The 13,898-nt window shown below is 70.9% G+C and carries 12 protein-coding genes; 11 read left to right on the top strand and 1 reads right to left on the bottom strand.

Translation table 11 applies throughout. The annotated features are described in order from the left end of the window. Positions 1 to 251: 251 nt before the first annotated feature. The 9 genes from ACFV8T_RS40835 to ilvC all read left to right on the top strand — a co-directional run bounded on the left by ACFV8T_RS40835 (position 252) and on the right by ilvC (position 10,941). Positions 252 to 1,169 (top strand): kinase, encoded by a 918-nt coding sequence (locus ACFV8T_RS40835; protein ID WP_266422486.1) that lies wholly within the window; start codon positions 252 to 254, stop codon positions 1,167 to 1,169. Between the two features lies 1 nt (position 1,170). Further along, entirely contained in the window at positions 1,171 to 2,220 is a 1,050-nt protein-coding gene (locus ACFV8T_RS40830) for a PLP-dependent cysteine synthase family protein (RefSeq protein ID WP_385337692.1), read from the top strand. Next, complete coding sequence (locus tag ACFV8T_RS40825; protein WP_385337689.1) at positions 2,217 to 3,482, top strand: ATP-grasp domain-containing protein; 1,266 nt, start codon at positions 2,217 to 2,219, stop codon at positions 3,480 to 3,482. The genes ACFV8T_RS40830 and ACFV8T_RS40825 overlap by 4 nt, the downstream gene beginning before the upstream one ends. After that, on the top strand, positions 3,479 to 4,957 hold the full coding sequence (argH, locus tag ACFV8T_RS40820; RefSeq protein ID WP_385337687.1) for an argininosuccinate lyase: 1,479 nt from the start codon (positions 3,479 to 3,481) through the stop codon (positions 4,955 to 4,957). Before ACFV8T_RS40825 ends, argH begins: the two co-directional genes overlap by 4 nt. Further along, positions 4,942 to 6,234: an MFS transporter gene (locus ACFV8T_RS40815; RefSeq protein WP_385337684.1), complete on the top strand. Its 1,293-nt coding sequence runs from the start codon at positions 4,942 to 4,944 to the stop codon at positions 6,232 to 6,234. Before argH ends, ACFV8T_RS40815 begins: the two co-directional genes overlap by 16 nt. 43 nt (positions 6,235 to 6,277) lie before the next feature. Continuing rightward, positions 6,278 to 7,054 carry a 4'-phosphopantetheinyl transferase family protein gene (locus tag ACFV8T_RS40810; RefSeq protein ID WP_385337681.1) on the top strand — a complete coding sequence of 259 codons (777 nt, stop codon included), beginning with the start codon at positions 6,278 to 6,280 and terminating at the stop codon, positions 7,052 to 7,054. Between the two features lie 136 nt (positions 7,055 to 7,190). Further along, on the top strand, positions 7,191 to 9,095 hold the full coding sequence (locus ACFV8T_RS40805; protein WP_385337678.1) for an acetolactate synthase large subunit: 1,905 nt from the start codon (positions 7,191 to 7,193) through the stop codon (positions 9,093 to 9,095). A gap of 14 nt (positions 9,096 to 9,109) precedes the next feature. Beyond that, the gene (gene ilvN, locus ACFV8T_RS40800) at positions 9,110 to 9,685 is read left to right on the top strand and encodes an acetolactate synthase small subunit (protein ID WP_385337675.1); all 576 of its coding nucleotides are present in this window, start codon (positions 9,110 to 9,112) and stop codon (positions 9,683 to 9,685) included. A 251-nt stretch (positions 9,686 to 9,936) separates the two neighbouring features. After that, a complete protein-coding gene (ilvC, locus tag ACFV8T_RS40795; protein ID WP_385337672.1) occupies positions 9,937 to 10,941 on the top strand; it encodes a ketol-acid reductoisomerase in 1,005 nt (334 codons plus the stop codon). Positions 10,942 to 11,293: 352 nt separating this feature from the next. Here the strand turns inward: ilvC and ACFV8T_RS40790 are convergent, their stop codons facing one another. Next, the gene (locus tag ACFV8T_RS40790; RefSeq protein ID WP_385337668.1) at positions 11,294 to 11,806 is read right to left on the bottom strand and encodes a hypothetical protein; all 513 of its coding nucleotides are present in this window, start codon (positions 11,804 to 11,806) and stop codon (positions 11,294 to 11,296) included. Between the two features lie 172 nt (positions 11,807 to 11,978). Between ACFV8T_RS40790 and ACFV8T_RS40785 the strand changes: the two genes are divergently transcribed. Both ACFV8T_RS40785 and ACFV8T_RS40780 read left to right on the top strand, forming a co-directional pair. After that, positions 11,979 to 13,190: a histidine kinase gene (locus tag ACFV8T_RS40785; RefSeq protein WP_385337665.1), complete on the top strand. Its 1,212-nt coding sequence runs from the start codon at positions 11,979 to 11,981 to the stop codon at positions 13,188 to 13,190. Beyond that, on the top strand, positions 13,178 to 13,822 hold the full coding sequence (locus ACFV8T_RS40780) for a response regulator (RefSeq protein WP_385337663.1): 645 nt from the start codon (positions 13,178 to 13,180) through the stop codon (positions 13,820 to 13,822). Before ACFV8T_RS40785 ends, ACFV8T_RS40780 begins: the two co-directional genes overlap by 13 nt. Positions 13,823 to 13,898: the final 76 nt, after the last annotated feature.

Below are 13,898 nucleotides of genomic sequence, written 5' to 3'. Positions count from 1 at the left end.
TTTGTAGGGGTACCCCCGCCGCCGGGTGTTCCTTTGCTCGACCACAAAGAGCCCTGGATGGGGGACCCCAGTACCCCACAGGTGCCCGGGTCCGCCACGACGGCGGACCCGGGCACCTTCGCGTGCGCCGCCGTCGCCGGTACCCCGAATTGCCCGCGTGCTGCCGCTCATGCCGCCGGGCAGCGGGTTCCGGCCTGCATAGCGTGAAGCCATCCGCAGGCCACGGCTCCCGGCAACAGAAAGTCAAGGAAATGGTTGATCATTCCGGCTGGCGTGTCGGGGTAGCTTCAGCCCCCGTCCACCACGGCGAGATCCTGCAAGGCGTGTTCCCCGGTGACGGCGGGCTCACCCGAGGTCTCGTCACTCTTCCCTGCACCATTCACGCGACCCGCGCGACGTTCATCCCCGCTCCCGGCGCGGAGGTCACCGTCACGCCGGACTGGAAGGGCAAGGCGCGGCGCGCGGCCGAACTCGCGGTCCGCGCCGTGACACCGCCGGGCGCCGAGCCGGCGGGCGGTCATCTCGACCTCACCGGTGACGTACCGCTGTGCCGGGGCTTCGGCTCGTCCACCAGCGATGTGCTCGCGGCCATCTGGGCGGTGAAGGACGCGTTCGTCAGCCCGCTGCCGCCGCAGGAGGTCGCCCGGATCGCGGTGCGCGCGGAGACCGCGTCCGACTCGCTGATGTTCGAGGAGTCCACCGTCCTCTTCGCCCAGCGCGAGGGCACGGTGATCGAGGACTTCGGCTACCGGATGCCGGCCCTGCGGATCCTCGGCTTCGGCTCACGCCCCGCGGGCGGCGGGCGGGGCGTGGACACGCTGGCCCTCTCGCCGGCCCGCTACGGGCAGGACGAGATCGACCTCTTCACCCGGCTGCAGGCGATGCTCCGGGAGGCCATCCAGATGAAGGACGTGGCCCTGCTGGGCTCGGTGGCCACGGCCAGCACGGAGATCAACCAGCGTCATCTGCCGATCCCGGACCTCGACCGCATCCGTGACATCGCGCGGACCACCGGAGCCGTCGGGGTACAGGCGGCGCACAGCGGGGACATCGCCGGTCTCCTCTTCGACCGGGACGACCCCGAGGTCGAGGCGCGGACCGACCTGGCCCAGGACCTCCTGCAAGAGCTCGGAATTCACGAGCAGTGGAACTACACAACGGGTGACTGACATGACGACGACGACTCTGCCCAAGGCTCACTCCTCGATCGTGGAGGCCACGGAGCTGCCACGCATCATCAAGGTGAGCGACAACCTCTACGCGGCGGCCTTCAGCCTCATGAAGCTGCTGCCGGCCCGCTACATACTCGACCGCGCCGAGGCGGCCGGCCTGATCTCCCCGGGCACCCGGATCATCGAGACCTCCTCGGGCACCTTCGCCCTGGGCCTGGCCATGGTCTGCCGGCTGCGCGGCTACCCGCTGACCATCGTCGGCGACTCGGCGATCGACCGGGATCTGCGCACCCGGCTCGAAATGCTCGGTACGACGGTGGAGATCGTCGAGCACACCGGCCAGGCCGGCGGCATCCAGGGCGCCCGGCTCGCCCGCGTCGCCGAGCTGCGCCGGCAGCACCCGGACGCCTTCGTCCCCGGCCAGTACGACAACCCCGACAACCCCGGCGCGTACGGCATCGTCGCCGACCTGATCGGCAACACCGTCGGAGCCGTGGACTGCCTGGTGGGCCCGGTGGGTTCGGGCGGCTCCACCGGCGGACTCGCCGCCGCGCTGCGGCAGACCGGCCCGGCACTGCACCTGGTCGGCGTGGACACCCAGGGCAGCATCATCTTCGGCAGCCCGGACGGACCGCGCATGCTGCGCGGGCTCGGCAGCAGCATCCACCCGGGCAACGTCAAGCACGCGGCGTACGACGAGGTCCACTGGGTGACGGCCCCCGAGGCGTTCCACGCGACCCATGAGCTCTACCGCGAGCACGGCCTGTTCATGGGCCCGACCAGCGGCGCGTCCTTCCAGGTGGCGTCGTGGTGGGCCGAGCAGAACCCGGACAGCACCGTCGTGATGGTGCTCCCGGACGAGGGCTACCGCTACCAGTCCACGGTCTACAACGACAGCTGGCTCAGCGAGCAGGGCATCGTCCCGGCCCCCGCCACCGGCGGCCCGCTCACCGTCGAGCACCCGCTGGACGCCACCGCCGCCTGGTCCCGGCTGCTGTGGGCCCGCCGCGGCTTCGACGACGTGGTGATGCCGGTGGTCGGCTCATGAGCGAGCGCCTGCTGCTCCTGGTGGAGAGCAACACCACCGGTACGGGACGGCTGTTCGCGCGGCGCGCGGCCGAACTCGGTGTGGTGCCCGTGCTGCTGTGCGCGGACCCGGGCCGCTACCCGTACGCCGCCGAGGACCGGCTGCGGACGGTCGTCGTGGACACCTCGGACGAGGCCGCGCTGTGGGCGGCCGTCCGCGCGCTGGAGGCCGACGCCACCGTCGCGGGCGTCCTGACCAGCTCCGAGTACTACGTACCGACCGCCGCCGCACTGGCGTACCGGCTCGGGCTGCCCGGCCCGTCGGCCGAGGCCGTACAGGCCTGCCGCGACAAGGCCGAGCAACGCCGGGTGCTCGACGAGGCGGGCGTCGGGTCGCCGGACTTCGCCGTCGTCTCCGAGGTCGCCGACGCACTCGCCGCGGCCCGCTCCATCGGACTGCCCGTGGTGGTCAAACCGGTGCAGGGGTCGGGGAGTCTGGGCGTACGGCTCTGCGCGGACCTCGACGAGGTCGCCGAACACGCCGGGACGCTGCTGGCGGCCACCGTGAACGAGCGGGGTATCGCGTCACCGAGCCGGATCCTGGTCGAGGAGTACCTGACGGGCCCGGAGTTCTCCGTCGAGGTGTTCGGCACCGACGCCGTCGTCACCGTCGCCAAGCACGTCGGCGCGCTGCCGTCCTTCGTCGAGATCGGCCACGACGTGCCGGCCGCACTGCCCGGCGAACAGGAGATCGCCCTGCGCGAGTCCGCGGTACGCGCCGTGCGGGCGCTCGGCCTCGGCTGGGGAGCCGCCCATGTCGAACTGCGCCTGACCGGGCCCCGCACCGCCGAGGTCATCGAGGTCAACCCCCGGCTGGCCGGCGGCATGATCCCCGAACTGGTCCGCAGGGCCTGCGGGATCGACCTGGTGCGCGCCCAGGTGCTGGCCGCCCTCGGCACCGCCCCCGAGCTGGAACGCGGCGGATACGCCCGCGCCTCGATCCGGTTCCTCACCGCGGAACAGGATGGCATCCTCGACCGGTCCGCCGCACTCGCTGAAGCCGTGGCCAGGGCCCGCACCGTACCGGGCACCGTCGAGGCGGTGCTCTACCGCGCTCCGGGCGAACCCGTCGGCCCCGCCGAGGACTTCCGGGGCCGAGTCGGCCACGCCATCGCCGTCGCCGACCGCTCGGTACGGGCGGCCGAGGCCGCCGACCGGGCCGTGGCCCTGCTCGGCGAGGCCGTGTCCTACGCGGACCTGCACACAGAGGAGGCATTCGCATGACCGCAGCGACGGCGCACGGCGTCGACACCGGCCGGCTCAAGGCCGCGCTCGACGCCGAGGCGCACCGCATCGTCTACGACCAGTACCTGCCGGACACCGCGGACGGGCTGGGCGAGGAGCTGCGCTGCATCAGCGAGGTCGACCGGGCCCACCTGATCATGCTCACCGAACGCGGGATCGTGGCCGCCGACCGGGCCGCGGCCCTGCTGCGCACCATCGAGGAACTGCGCGCACAGGACTTCGCCCCGGTCCGGGCCACCCCGATGCCGCGCGGCGTCTACCTGGCGTACGAGGGACACCTCATCGAGCGGCTGGGCGACGGGACCGGCGGCATCCTGCACACCGGCCGCTCGCGCAACGACCTCAACGCCACCACCACCCGGCTGAAGACGCGCGGGCCGTACCTGGCCCTGCTCGACGCGGTCGACCGGCTGGCGGGGGTGCTCCTGGCGAAGGCCGAGGAGTACCGGGACGTGGTCATGCCCGCCTACACCCACGGCCAGCCGGCCGTACCGATCAGCTACGGCCACTACCTCGCCGGTGTCGCCGGCGCGGTGCTGCGCGCGTACGAGTCGCTGCTGGACGCCGGACGCCAGCTCGACGTCAACCCGCTGGGCGCCGGCGCGATCGGCGGGACGTCCGTCCCCATCGACCCCCGGCGCACCGCCGAACTGCTCGGCTTCAGCTCCGCCGCGCCCAACTCGGTGGACGCGGTGGCCTCCCGGGACTTCGTACTGGACCTGCTGTCCGCCTCCGCCGTCCTCGGCGTCGCGCTGGCCCGCGCCGGGCGGGACCTGAGCACCTGGACCTCGGAGGAGTTCGGGCTGCTGCGGGTGGGCGACACCCTCGTCGGCTCCAGCTCGATGATGCCGCAGAAGCGCAACCCCTTCCTGCTCGAACACATCCAGGGCAGGTCCACCGCGAGTCTCGGCGCCTTCGTCGGCGCGGCGTCCGCGATGACCACCGGCGGCTACACCAACGCCATCGCGGTGGGCACCGAGGCCGTACGGCACCTCTGGCCCGGTCTGAGCAGCACCACCGACGCGGTGACGCTGCTGAGCCTGGTGGTGGCGGGCACGGAACCGGAACGGGAACGCATGACGGACCGGGCCGTGGACGGTTTCACCTCGGCCACGTACCTGGCGGAGCGGCTCGTCCTGGACGGGACACCGTTCCGTGCCGCGCACCATCTGGTCGGCGAGACCGTGCTCGGTGCCCTGGAATCCGGCCGGTCGCTGGTGGACGCGGCACGGTTCGCCGCCGTCGACGACGGCGGGCTGGCCCCCGACCGGGTGGCCGCGGCGTGCGCCCACGGCGGCGGACCCGGTTCCACGGCGGACGGGATCCGCGCCCTCGGTGCCCGACGGGACGTCCTTCGAGCCGAGTTGTCCGGCCGGCGCGCCCGCTGGGCGGACGGTGCCGCACTGCTGTCGCAGGCCGTGACCGAGGCGGTGACGTCATGTCGGCCCGCCTGACCGAACGCGCTCCGGGCGAGGAGCAGGATCGTCCGCCGCGCAGCGGACTGCTCGGCCACCACGACTTCCGGCTGCTGTGGCTCGGCGAGACGACCAACCGCGTCGGCATCAACATCACCGGGGTCGCCATGCCCCTGGTGGCCGTGGTGACGCTCGATGCGAGCACGTTCTGGGTGAGTGTGCTGGCGGCCGCCCCCTGGCTGCCCTGGCTGCTCATCGGCCTGCCCGCCGGTGCCTGGGTGGACCGGATGCGACGCCGGCCGATCATGCTGATCTGCAACCTGGTCCCGCTGGTGCTCCTGGCCAGCGTTCCGGTGGCCGGCTGGCTCGGCGTCCTGACGATGACCCAGCTGATGGTCGTGGCGCTGATCAACGGGTTCGCCGCGGTGTTCTTCGGGATCTCGTACAAGGTCTATCTGCCCTCCATCGTCGAACCCGAGGACCTCCAGGAGGCCAACGCCAAGCTCCAGGGCAGCGAGTCGGTGGCCCAGGTCGCGGGGCTGGGCGGCGGCGGTCTGCTGGCCCAGGCGTTCGGTGCCGCCTCCGGTCTCCTGGTCAACTCGGCGACGTTCCTGGTCTCCGCGCTGTGCCTGCTCGGCATCCGCCGCGAGGAGCCGGTCCCGGAGAAGCCCGAGGTACGCCGAGCCCTGCGACAGGACATCAAGGAGGGCGTGCAGTACACCTTCAGGGATCCGTACCTGCGCGTCCTCACCCTGTACGGCACCGCCACCAACCTGCTGCTGACGGCCGAGGCGGCGATCCTGCCGGTCTTCATCATCCGTGAGCTCGGGGTGCCCGAAGGCGCCACCGGCTGGCTCCTCGCGTCGAGCAGCATCGGTGGGATCCTCGGGGCCACCACCGCGAAACGCCTGATCGCACGGCTCGGTTCGGCCCGCGGACTGCTGGTCGCCACGATCGCCAGCGCCCCGTTCGCCCTGCTCATCCCGCTGACGGGGACGGACTGGACCCTGTCCGCACTGGTGGTGGGGAGCGCGGTCCTCTCGCTCGGCGTCGTGCTCGCCAACGTGATCCAGGGGGCGTTCCGCCAGCGCTACTGTCCGCCCCAGCTGCTCGGCCGCGTCTCGGCCAGCGTCTCGGTCGCGAACTTCGGCGCCATTCCCTTCGGTTCCCTGCTCGGCGGGATCCTCGGCACCGCCCTCGGCCTGCGGCCCACCCTGTGGCTGCTGACCGCGGGACTCGCCCTGACCCCGCTGCTCCTCCTGATCGGGCCGCTGCGCCGGAGGCGCGACCTGCCGGTCGCGCCGGCCACGCCGTGAGACCCGACTCGCCTGTCACTCTCGTACGAACAGGAGAGACCCCGTGGAACAAACCCTGCCGTGGGTCGTCCGTGAGCTGCCACCCCCTGGCTCACTCGACCTCTGGCTCCTGAGGGTCTCGGATGTCCCCATCGGCATCCTGGACGAACAGGTACTCGACGCGACCGAGCGTCAACGTGCCGCCACCCTCATGCACGCCGCCGACCGGACCCGGTTCACGGCCGCGCATGTCGCCCTTCGCCGGCTGCTCGGCTCGTACCTGAGCCTGCGCCCCGAGGAGGTCCACTTCGGCCGGGACACCTGCCCCTGCTGCGGTGGACCGCACGGCCGGCCCACCGTGCTCGACGCCGACGACCGGCTGTTCTTCTCGCTGTCCCACCGGGGCGATCTCGCCGTCGTCGGAACCGCGGCGGCCCCCATCGGGGTCGACGTGGAACTGGTGCCGGACGAGGACGGCACCGAGGACCTCGCCGCGATGCTGCACGTCGACGAGCAGGCCGAACTGGCCGCGCTGAGCCCGCCGGCGCGGCCTCGGGCCCTGGCCCGGCTCTGGACCCGCAAGGAGGCCTACCTCAAGGGCCTCGGCACGGGGCTCGGCCGCGACCCCGCTCTCGACTACGTCGGCTCGGGACGCCCCGAGGGCCCGTACCCGCCGTCCGGCTGGACCCTCCTCGACGTTCCGGTGGACCGGGGCTACGCGGCGGCGGTGGCGGTCCGCGGCGAGCTCACCAGGGACGGCCTGCTGGTCAGGAAGCTCGCCGGCCTCGACGTCGTACGGCACACCTGTGACGCCCTGCAGACGGCAAGAACCCCGCCCTGACCTCCACCGAAGTCCGCCGGGTGCACCGTTGCGGTGATCACCCGGCGGCGGGCACGCACCATCCGGCCGCTCCCGCCGCGGCTGCCGATCACCGATACGTCCTCGCCAACACTCCTACGGACTTTTGGAACTGACGATGTCAAACGCTGTGAAGCAGGCCCCCGCGGCCCTCCTCCCGCAAGCGCGGCCCCGTACCGCCGGGCAGCCGGACACCGGCGCCGAGATCGTGACGGGTGCCCAGTCCCTCATCCGCTCGCTGGAGGAGGCCGGCGCGGACACCGTGTTCGGTATTCCCGGCGGCTGCATCCTTCCGGCGTACGACCCGTTGATGGACTCGGCCCGGGTCCGTCATGTGCTGGTCCGCCACGAGCAGGGCGCCGGACACGCGGCCACCGGCTACGCGCAGGCCACCGGCAAGGTCGGGGTGTGCATGGCGACCTCGGGGCCGGGCGCCACCAATCTGGTGACCCCGATCGCGGACGCGTACATGGACTCCGTGCCGCTGGTCGCGATCACCGGCCAGGTCCCCTCCACGGCGATCGGCACGGACGCCTTCCAGGAGGCCGACATCGCCGGCATCACCATGCCGATCACCAAGCACAACTTCCTCGTCACGAACGCCGACGACATCCCGCGGACGGTCGCGGAGGCCTTCCACATCGCCTCCACCGGCCGCCCCGGCCCCGTACTCATCGACATCACCAAGGACGCCCTGCAGGCAACCACCACCTTCCGGTGGCCGACGACGACGGACCTGCCCGGCTACCGTCCGGTCACCAAGCCGCACGCCAAGCAGATCCGCGAGGCCGCCCGGCTGATCAGCGTGTCGAGCCGCCCGGTCCTCTACGTCGGCGGCGGTGTGCTCAAGGCGCGGGCCACGGACGAGCTGCGCACCCTGGCCGAGCTGACCGGGGCGCCCGTGGTCACCACCCTGATGGCGCTGGGCGCCTTCCCCGGCAGCCACCCGCAGCACGTGGGCATGCCCGGCATGCACGGGGACGTCGCGGCGGTCGCCGCGCTCCAGAAGGCCGATCTGATCGTGGCCCTGGGGGCCCGGTTCGACGACCGGGTCACCGGCAAGCTGGACGGCTTCGCCCCGCACGCCAAGGTCGTCCACGCCGACATCGACCCGGCGGAGATCGGCAAGAACCGGGTCGCCGACGTACCCATCGTCGGGGACGCCCGCGAGGTCCTCGTCGCCCTGGCCGCCGCCGTGCGCGCCGAGCAGGAGGACGGCCGCACCGGCGAGGCCGCCCGGACGGGATATCCGGCCTGGTGGCGGGAGCTGAACCACTGGCGGACCACCTACCGGCGCGGCTACGAACTGCCCTCCGACCCCGGACTGCTCTCCCCGCAGCAGGTCATCGAACGGATCGGCCGACTCGCGCCGGAGGGAACGCTGTTCGCCTCCGGCGTGGGACAGCATCAGATGTGGGCGGCGCAGTTCCTCCCGCACGAGGAACCGGGCACCTGGTTCAACTCGGGCGGTGCCGGAACGATGGGGTACGCGGTCCCGGCCGCGATGGGCGCCAAGGCCGGACGCCCCGAACGGACGGTCTGGGCGATCGACGGCGACGGCTGCTTCCAGATGACCAACCAGGAACTCACCACCTGCGCGCTCAACAACATCCCGATCAAGGTCGCGATCATCAACAACGGCGCGCTCGGGATGGTCCGCCAGTGGCAGAACCTGTTCTACGGGGCACGGTTCTCCAACACGGTGCTGCACGACGGCGCCACCAACGCCACCACCGGTTCGACACACGGAGTGGGATCCGACACCAACCGCGGCACCCGGGTCCCGGACTTCGTACAGCTCTCCGAGGCGATGGGCTGTGTGGGCCTGCGCTGCGAGAACCCCTACGAGCTCGACGCGATCATCGACAAGGCCAACGCGATCAACGACCGTCCCGTCGTGGTGGACTTCATCGTCCACGAGGACGCGATGGTCTGGCCGATGGTCCCTGCCGGCACCTCCAACGACGACATCATGGCCGCACGCGACGTACGCCCCGACTTCGGCGACTCCGCGGACGACTGAGAGGACCCTCTGACATGTCCCAGCACACGCTCTCCGTCCTGGTCGAGGACACGCCCGGCATCCTCGCCCGTGTCGCCGCCCTGTTCTCGCGCCGCGGCTTCAACATCGACTCGCTCGCGGTCGGCACCACCGAACATCCCGAGCTCTCCCGCATCACCGTCGTCGTCAGGGTCGACCACGAACTGGCCCTGGAACAGGTGACCAAGCAGCTCAACAAGCTGGTCAACGTCCTGAAGATCGTCGAGCTGGAGGCGGACTCCGCCGTCCAGCGCGAACTGGTCCTGGTGAAGGTGAGCGCCGGCAACGGCACCCGGGCCCAGATCGTCCAGATCGCCGAACTGTTCCGGGCCAGAACCGTCGACGTCTCGCCCGACGCCGTCACCCTCGAAGCGACCGGCTCCGGCGACAAGCTCGACGCGATGCTCCGGATGCTCGCGAGCTTCGGCATCAAGGAGCTCGTCCAGTCCGGCGCGATAGCGATCGGCCGCGGCTCCCGGGCCCTGGCCGACCGCTCCGCGCGCGAGGCCCGGCCGATCCGCCTGACCCCGTCCTCCGCCACCACGGCTACGGCCGACGCGCAGAGCGCCTAGGGCGTGTTCTGGAAGTCCCGTCTGTCTCGTGGGGTCTGACACGCACGCTCGCCGCGTCGCCGAAATGCCCTGGTAGCTCCGCTACGAGGGCACCCGGCGCCTTGTGATCGTAGGTGCCGGACCCCGCGAGACCCGCCCTCCGGGCGGACGACGCTACTTCCAGAACACGCCCTAGAACCTCCCGCACAGAACACAGCTTTCCGCATTCCCGTCCGCACACCCTCACGTTCCAGGAATCAAGGAGAACCACCATGCCCGCCGAGCTGTTCTACGACGACGATGCCGACCTGTCCATCATCCAGGGCCGCAAGGTCGCGGTCATCGGTTACGGCAGCCAGGGCCACGCCCACGCGCTGTCGCTGCGTGACTCGGGTGTCGACGTCCGGGTCGGTCTGCACGAGGGCTCGAAGTCCAGGGCGAAGGCCGAGGAGCAGGGCCTGCGCGTGGTGACCCCGGCCGAGGCGGCCGCCGAGGCCGACGTCATCATGATCCTGGTCCCGGACCCGATCCAGGCCCAGGTCTACGAGGAGTCCATCAAGGACAACCTCAAGGCCGGCGACGCGCTGTTCTTCGGCCACGGCCTGAACATCCGCTTCGACTTCATCAAGCCGCCGGCCGATGTGGATGTCTGCATGGTCGCGCCGAAGGGCCCGGGTCACCTGGTCCGTCGTCAGTACGAGGAGGGCCGTGGTGTTCCGTGCATCGTGGCCGTCGAGCAGGACCCCTCGGGCAACGGCCTGGCGCTGGCCCTGTCGTACGCGAAGGCGATCGGCGGCACGCGCGCCGGCGTCATCAGGACGACGTTCACCGAGGAGACCGAGACCGACCTGTTCGGTGAGCAGGCCGTGCTGTGCGGTGGCACCGCGGCTCTGGTCAAGGCCGGTTTCGAGACGCTGACCGAGGCGGGCTACCAGCCGGAGATCGCGTACTTCGAGTGCCTGCACGAGCTGAAGCTCATCGTGGACCTGATGTACGAGGGCGGTCTGGAGAAGATGCGCTGGTCCATCTCGGAGACCGCCGAGTGGGGCGACTACGTCACCGGCCCGCGGATCATCACCGACGCCACCAAGGCCGAGATGAAGAAGGTCCTCGCGGAGATCCAGGACGGCACCTTCGCCAAGAACTGGATGGCCGAGTACCACAACGGTCTGCCCAAGTACAACGAGTACAAGAAGGCCGACAGCGACCACCTCCTGGAGACCACCGGCCGCGAGCTGCGCAAGCTCATGAGCTGGGTCGACGACGAGGACGCGTAGCCGCGGAACGGCCGACGGACGTCCGGCCCCCGGTGCGCGATGGCGCCCGCGGGGACCGGACGCCGCGCCGTCCGGGTGCCGCTCGCAGGCGCCAGGAGGTGACGGCCCGAAAGATGCGGTCGGCCCCGCGGAGCAGCCCAGGGGACGACTGCCACCGGTGGGCCGGAGGCTCATCGCGACCGCCTCCGGCGGCCTGGCTGAACGGAGAAGCTTGAATCACGAAAGATGCCGCCTGCGGCTCCGTGAGCCGGGCGGCACTCCAACGCGCCCACCCCGACCGGGTATCGCCTGACGGGGGATCAAGGTCTGTGGCCGGGGTGGGGCGTTCCGAGAAAAGTCCGAGTTCCTGAAGCTAGTGGCAACACCTCCTGATCCTGAGTCCCCGGACCGCCATGACCGCGCAGCAGGCGGCCAGCGGCAGCTCCGCGGCCACCGCCATGCCCAGCGCCACCGCGAGGTCGCTGCCGTGACGGGTCGTCATGACGTCGAACCACGCGTCGGTGAGCAGCAGTGGCGCGGTGGCCGCCGCGGCCAGCACAGCCCACGGGTTCTGACGTACCGTCAACAGGCCGGTGCCGATGAGTGCAGCGGCCTCCAGCAGGTCCAGACCGACCCACGCCGTGGACCACTCCGTGGCCAGTACACCTGTCGCGAGCAGGTACAACCACGGAAGGAGCGCCAATCCGCAGGCGACGAGGCCGTAGCCCAGGATGCGGTGCCTGGCGAAGCGGTAGTGGAACAAGGGGGCTTCCACCGGGGCGCTCCTGGACGAGGTCCGTGCGATGCCGCTGCCGTCCGCCGTGTACCGGGCGGACGGAGAACGGCCCGGTACCTCCACGCCGGAGCGGGGATCGAGGACAGTCATCGTCAGGCACTCCTTGTGCGGTCATCGGGTCGATCCGACAAGGTCGAGCATGGCAGCAGGGCGGGGCCGGAATCAGTACCAGTGCTTACCGTCTTGGGGTGGCACCAGTTACACCTCAACGCGGAAAGCAGTGCCATGGCCCGCGCGTCGGCCGAGGTCCTAACGTGTCCCTATGCGCGTCTCTCCCTCTCCTGCTCCCGCCTGGCTGCGTCCGCTTCGGCATGTGGGCCCGGCCGTTGCCTGCCTGGCCTTCGGTGTCCTGCTGCAGCTGGTCACGCTGTTGATCGGCGTCGTGGTGGGAGGCCCGATCGGAGTGGTGGCCGCCACTCCCGTGCTCACCGTGATCCAGCGGGCCCGCTTCAACGTCTTCCAGGGGGTGGAGATTGCGCCGCCTCCGAAGACGGGCGGCACCCTCTTCAAGGAGCGGGTGATGCAGTGGCTGCAGGCCGGGTCGTCCTGGCGGCAGGTGGGGTACCACCTGCTGGCCGCCCCGCTGATCGCCGTAACAGCCCTGATCACCCTGGTGCTCTGGGTCGTCTCCGTGGCGGCCGTGACGGTCTTCGTCTGGCGGCTGTGGGCAGGACCGCAGAGCTGGTTCCCGCTGACCGGGACGACTGTGCAGCAGGGTGTACTCACCGGTCTCGGTGTGGTCGGGCTCTACCTGGCGGCGACCCTCTCCAGGGCCGTCGTCCATCTCGACACGCGGGCCGCGAGCGCCTGCCTCGGCCCCAGCCGGGCCGAGCGACTGGCCCGCAGGGTCGAGGAAGTCACCGAGAGCAGGGCCGGAGTGGTGGACGCGGCCGATGCCGAGCGCCGGCGCATCGAGCGGGACCTGCATGACGGTGCCCAGCAACGGCTGGTCTCCCTGGCGGTCAACCTCGGTCTCGCGAAAGCGACGTTGCCGGACCTGCCGGAGGATGCCCGGAAGGTGATCGACGACGCGCACAGCGAGGCGAAGGAAGCGATCGACGAGCTCAACAACCTTGTGCGCGGCCTGCATCCGGCCGTACTCGAGGACCGGGGCCTGGACGCGGCGCTGTCGGGCATCGCGGAACGCGCGCCGCTGCCCGTGCGGGTTCGGGTCGGCACGGGACAGCGGTCGTCCCCCGCGGTCGAGGCGGTCGCGTACTTCGTCGTGTCCGAGGCTCTGGCCAACGTGGTCAAGCACGCGCAGGCGGCGCAGGTGGAGGTCTCGGTGGAACGGATCGGCGACGTCATGCTGATCTGTGTCTCCGACGACGGCGTGGGCGGAGCCGATGCCACGGCCGGCTCCGGTCTCGCCGGTCTCGCCAAGCGCGTCGCCTCGATCGACGGTACGCTCTCCGTGAGCAGCCCCGTCGGGGGGCCTACGTTGGTGACTGTGGAGCTGCCTTGCGCGCGGTGATCGCCGAGGATTCCGTTCTGTTGCGTGTGGGACTCGTCAAGGTCCTCGAGTCGGCGGGCTTCGAGGTGGTGGCCGAAGCCGCCGACGCGGGGGCCTTGTTGGACGCGGTCGAGGAGCACGAACCCGACCTCGTCCTGTCCGACGTCCGTATGCCGCCCGGTTTCACCGACGAAGGCGTACGTGCCTCCCTCATCATCCGTGAGCGATGGCCCGACACGGCGATCCTTCTCCTCTCCCAGTATGTCGAGGAGCGATACGCCGCCGACCTGCTCTCCGGCAACATCTCGGGGGCCGGCTACCTGCTCAAGCAACGTGTGGCCGATGTGGACGAGTTCATCGAGGCGCTTCGCCGGGTGGCGAGCGGAGGCACCGCGCTCGACCCCCAGGTGGTCTCCCAGCTGCTGATACGGCGGCACAGCGACCCCCTGGACTGTCTCACCTCTCGTGAGCGTGAGGTGCTTGAGCTCATGGCCCAGGGCCGTTCCAACGCCGGTATCGCGGAACGGCTCGTGGTGAGCGAGAGTGCGGTGGCGAAACACATCAACAGTATCCTGTCAAAACTTGACCTGCCCAAGGCGGATGCCGACCATCGCCGGGTGCTCGCGGTGCTGCGGTTCCTCGGTGTCGGGTAGGAACTGACGCCGGCTCGGCCGGCGAGGACCACGAGCGGCGAAGGTGTCTTCGGAGTCGACCACCAGGGTGGCGCGT

This window comes from Streptomyces sp. NPDC059832 (assembly GCF_042731715.1).
Lineage (GTDB): Bacteria > Actinomycetota > Actinomycetes > Streptomycetales > Streptomycetaceae > Streptomyces.
Note: the sequence above shows the minus strand (reverse complement) of the source record. Positions and strands in the feature narration are given on the sequence as shown.

What these genes read in the sequence shown, in the direction of transcription:
- ACFV8T_RS40790 (WP_385337668.1), bottom strand. Translation starts at nt 11,806, where the DNA reads ATGACTGTCCTCGATCCCCGCTCCGGCGTGGAGGTACCGGGCCGTTCT.
- ACFV8T_RS40825 (WP_385337689.1), top strand. Translation starts at nt 2,217, where the DNA reads ATGAGCGAGCGCCTGCTGCTCCTGGTGGAGAGCAACACCACCGGTACG.
- ACFV8T_RS40815 (WP_385337684.1), top strand. Translation starts at nt 4,942, where the DNA reads ATGTCGGCCCGCCTGACCGAACGCGCTCCGGGCGAGGAGCAGGATCGT.
- ilvC (WP_385337672.1), top strand. Translation starts at nt 9,937, where the DNA reads ATGCCCGCCGAGCTGTTCTACGACGACGATGCCGACCTGTCCATCATC.
- ACFV8T_RS40830 (WP_385337692.1), top strand. Translation starts at nt 1,171, where the DNA reads ATGACGACGACGACTCTGCCCAAGGCTCACTCCTCGATCGTGGAGGCC.
- argH (WP_385337687.1), top strand. Translation starts at nt 3,479, where the DNA reads ATGACCGCAGCGACGGCGCACGGCGTCGACACCGGCCGGCTCAAGGCC.
- ilvN (WP_385337675.1), top strand. Translation starts at nt 9,110, where the DNA reads ATGTCCCAGCACACGCTCTCCGTCCTGGTCGAGGACACGCCCGGCATC.
- ACFV8T_RS40785 (WP_385337665.1), top strand. Translation starts at nt 11,979, where the DNA reads ATGCGCGTCTCTCCCTCTCCTGCTCCCGCCTGGCTGCGTCCGCTTCGG.
- ACFV8T_RS40805 (WP_385337678.1), top strand. Translation starts at nt 7,191, where the DNA reads ATGTCAAACGCTGTGAAGCAGGCCCCCGCGGCCCTCCTCCCGCAAGCG.
- ACFV8T_RS40835 (WP_266422486.1), top strand. Translation starts at nt 252, where the DNA reads ATGGTTGATCATTCCGGCTGGCGTGTCGGGGTAGCTTCAGCCCCCGTC.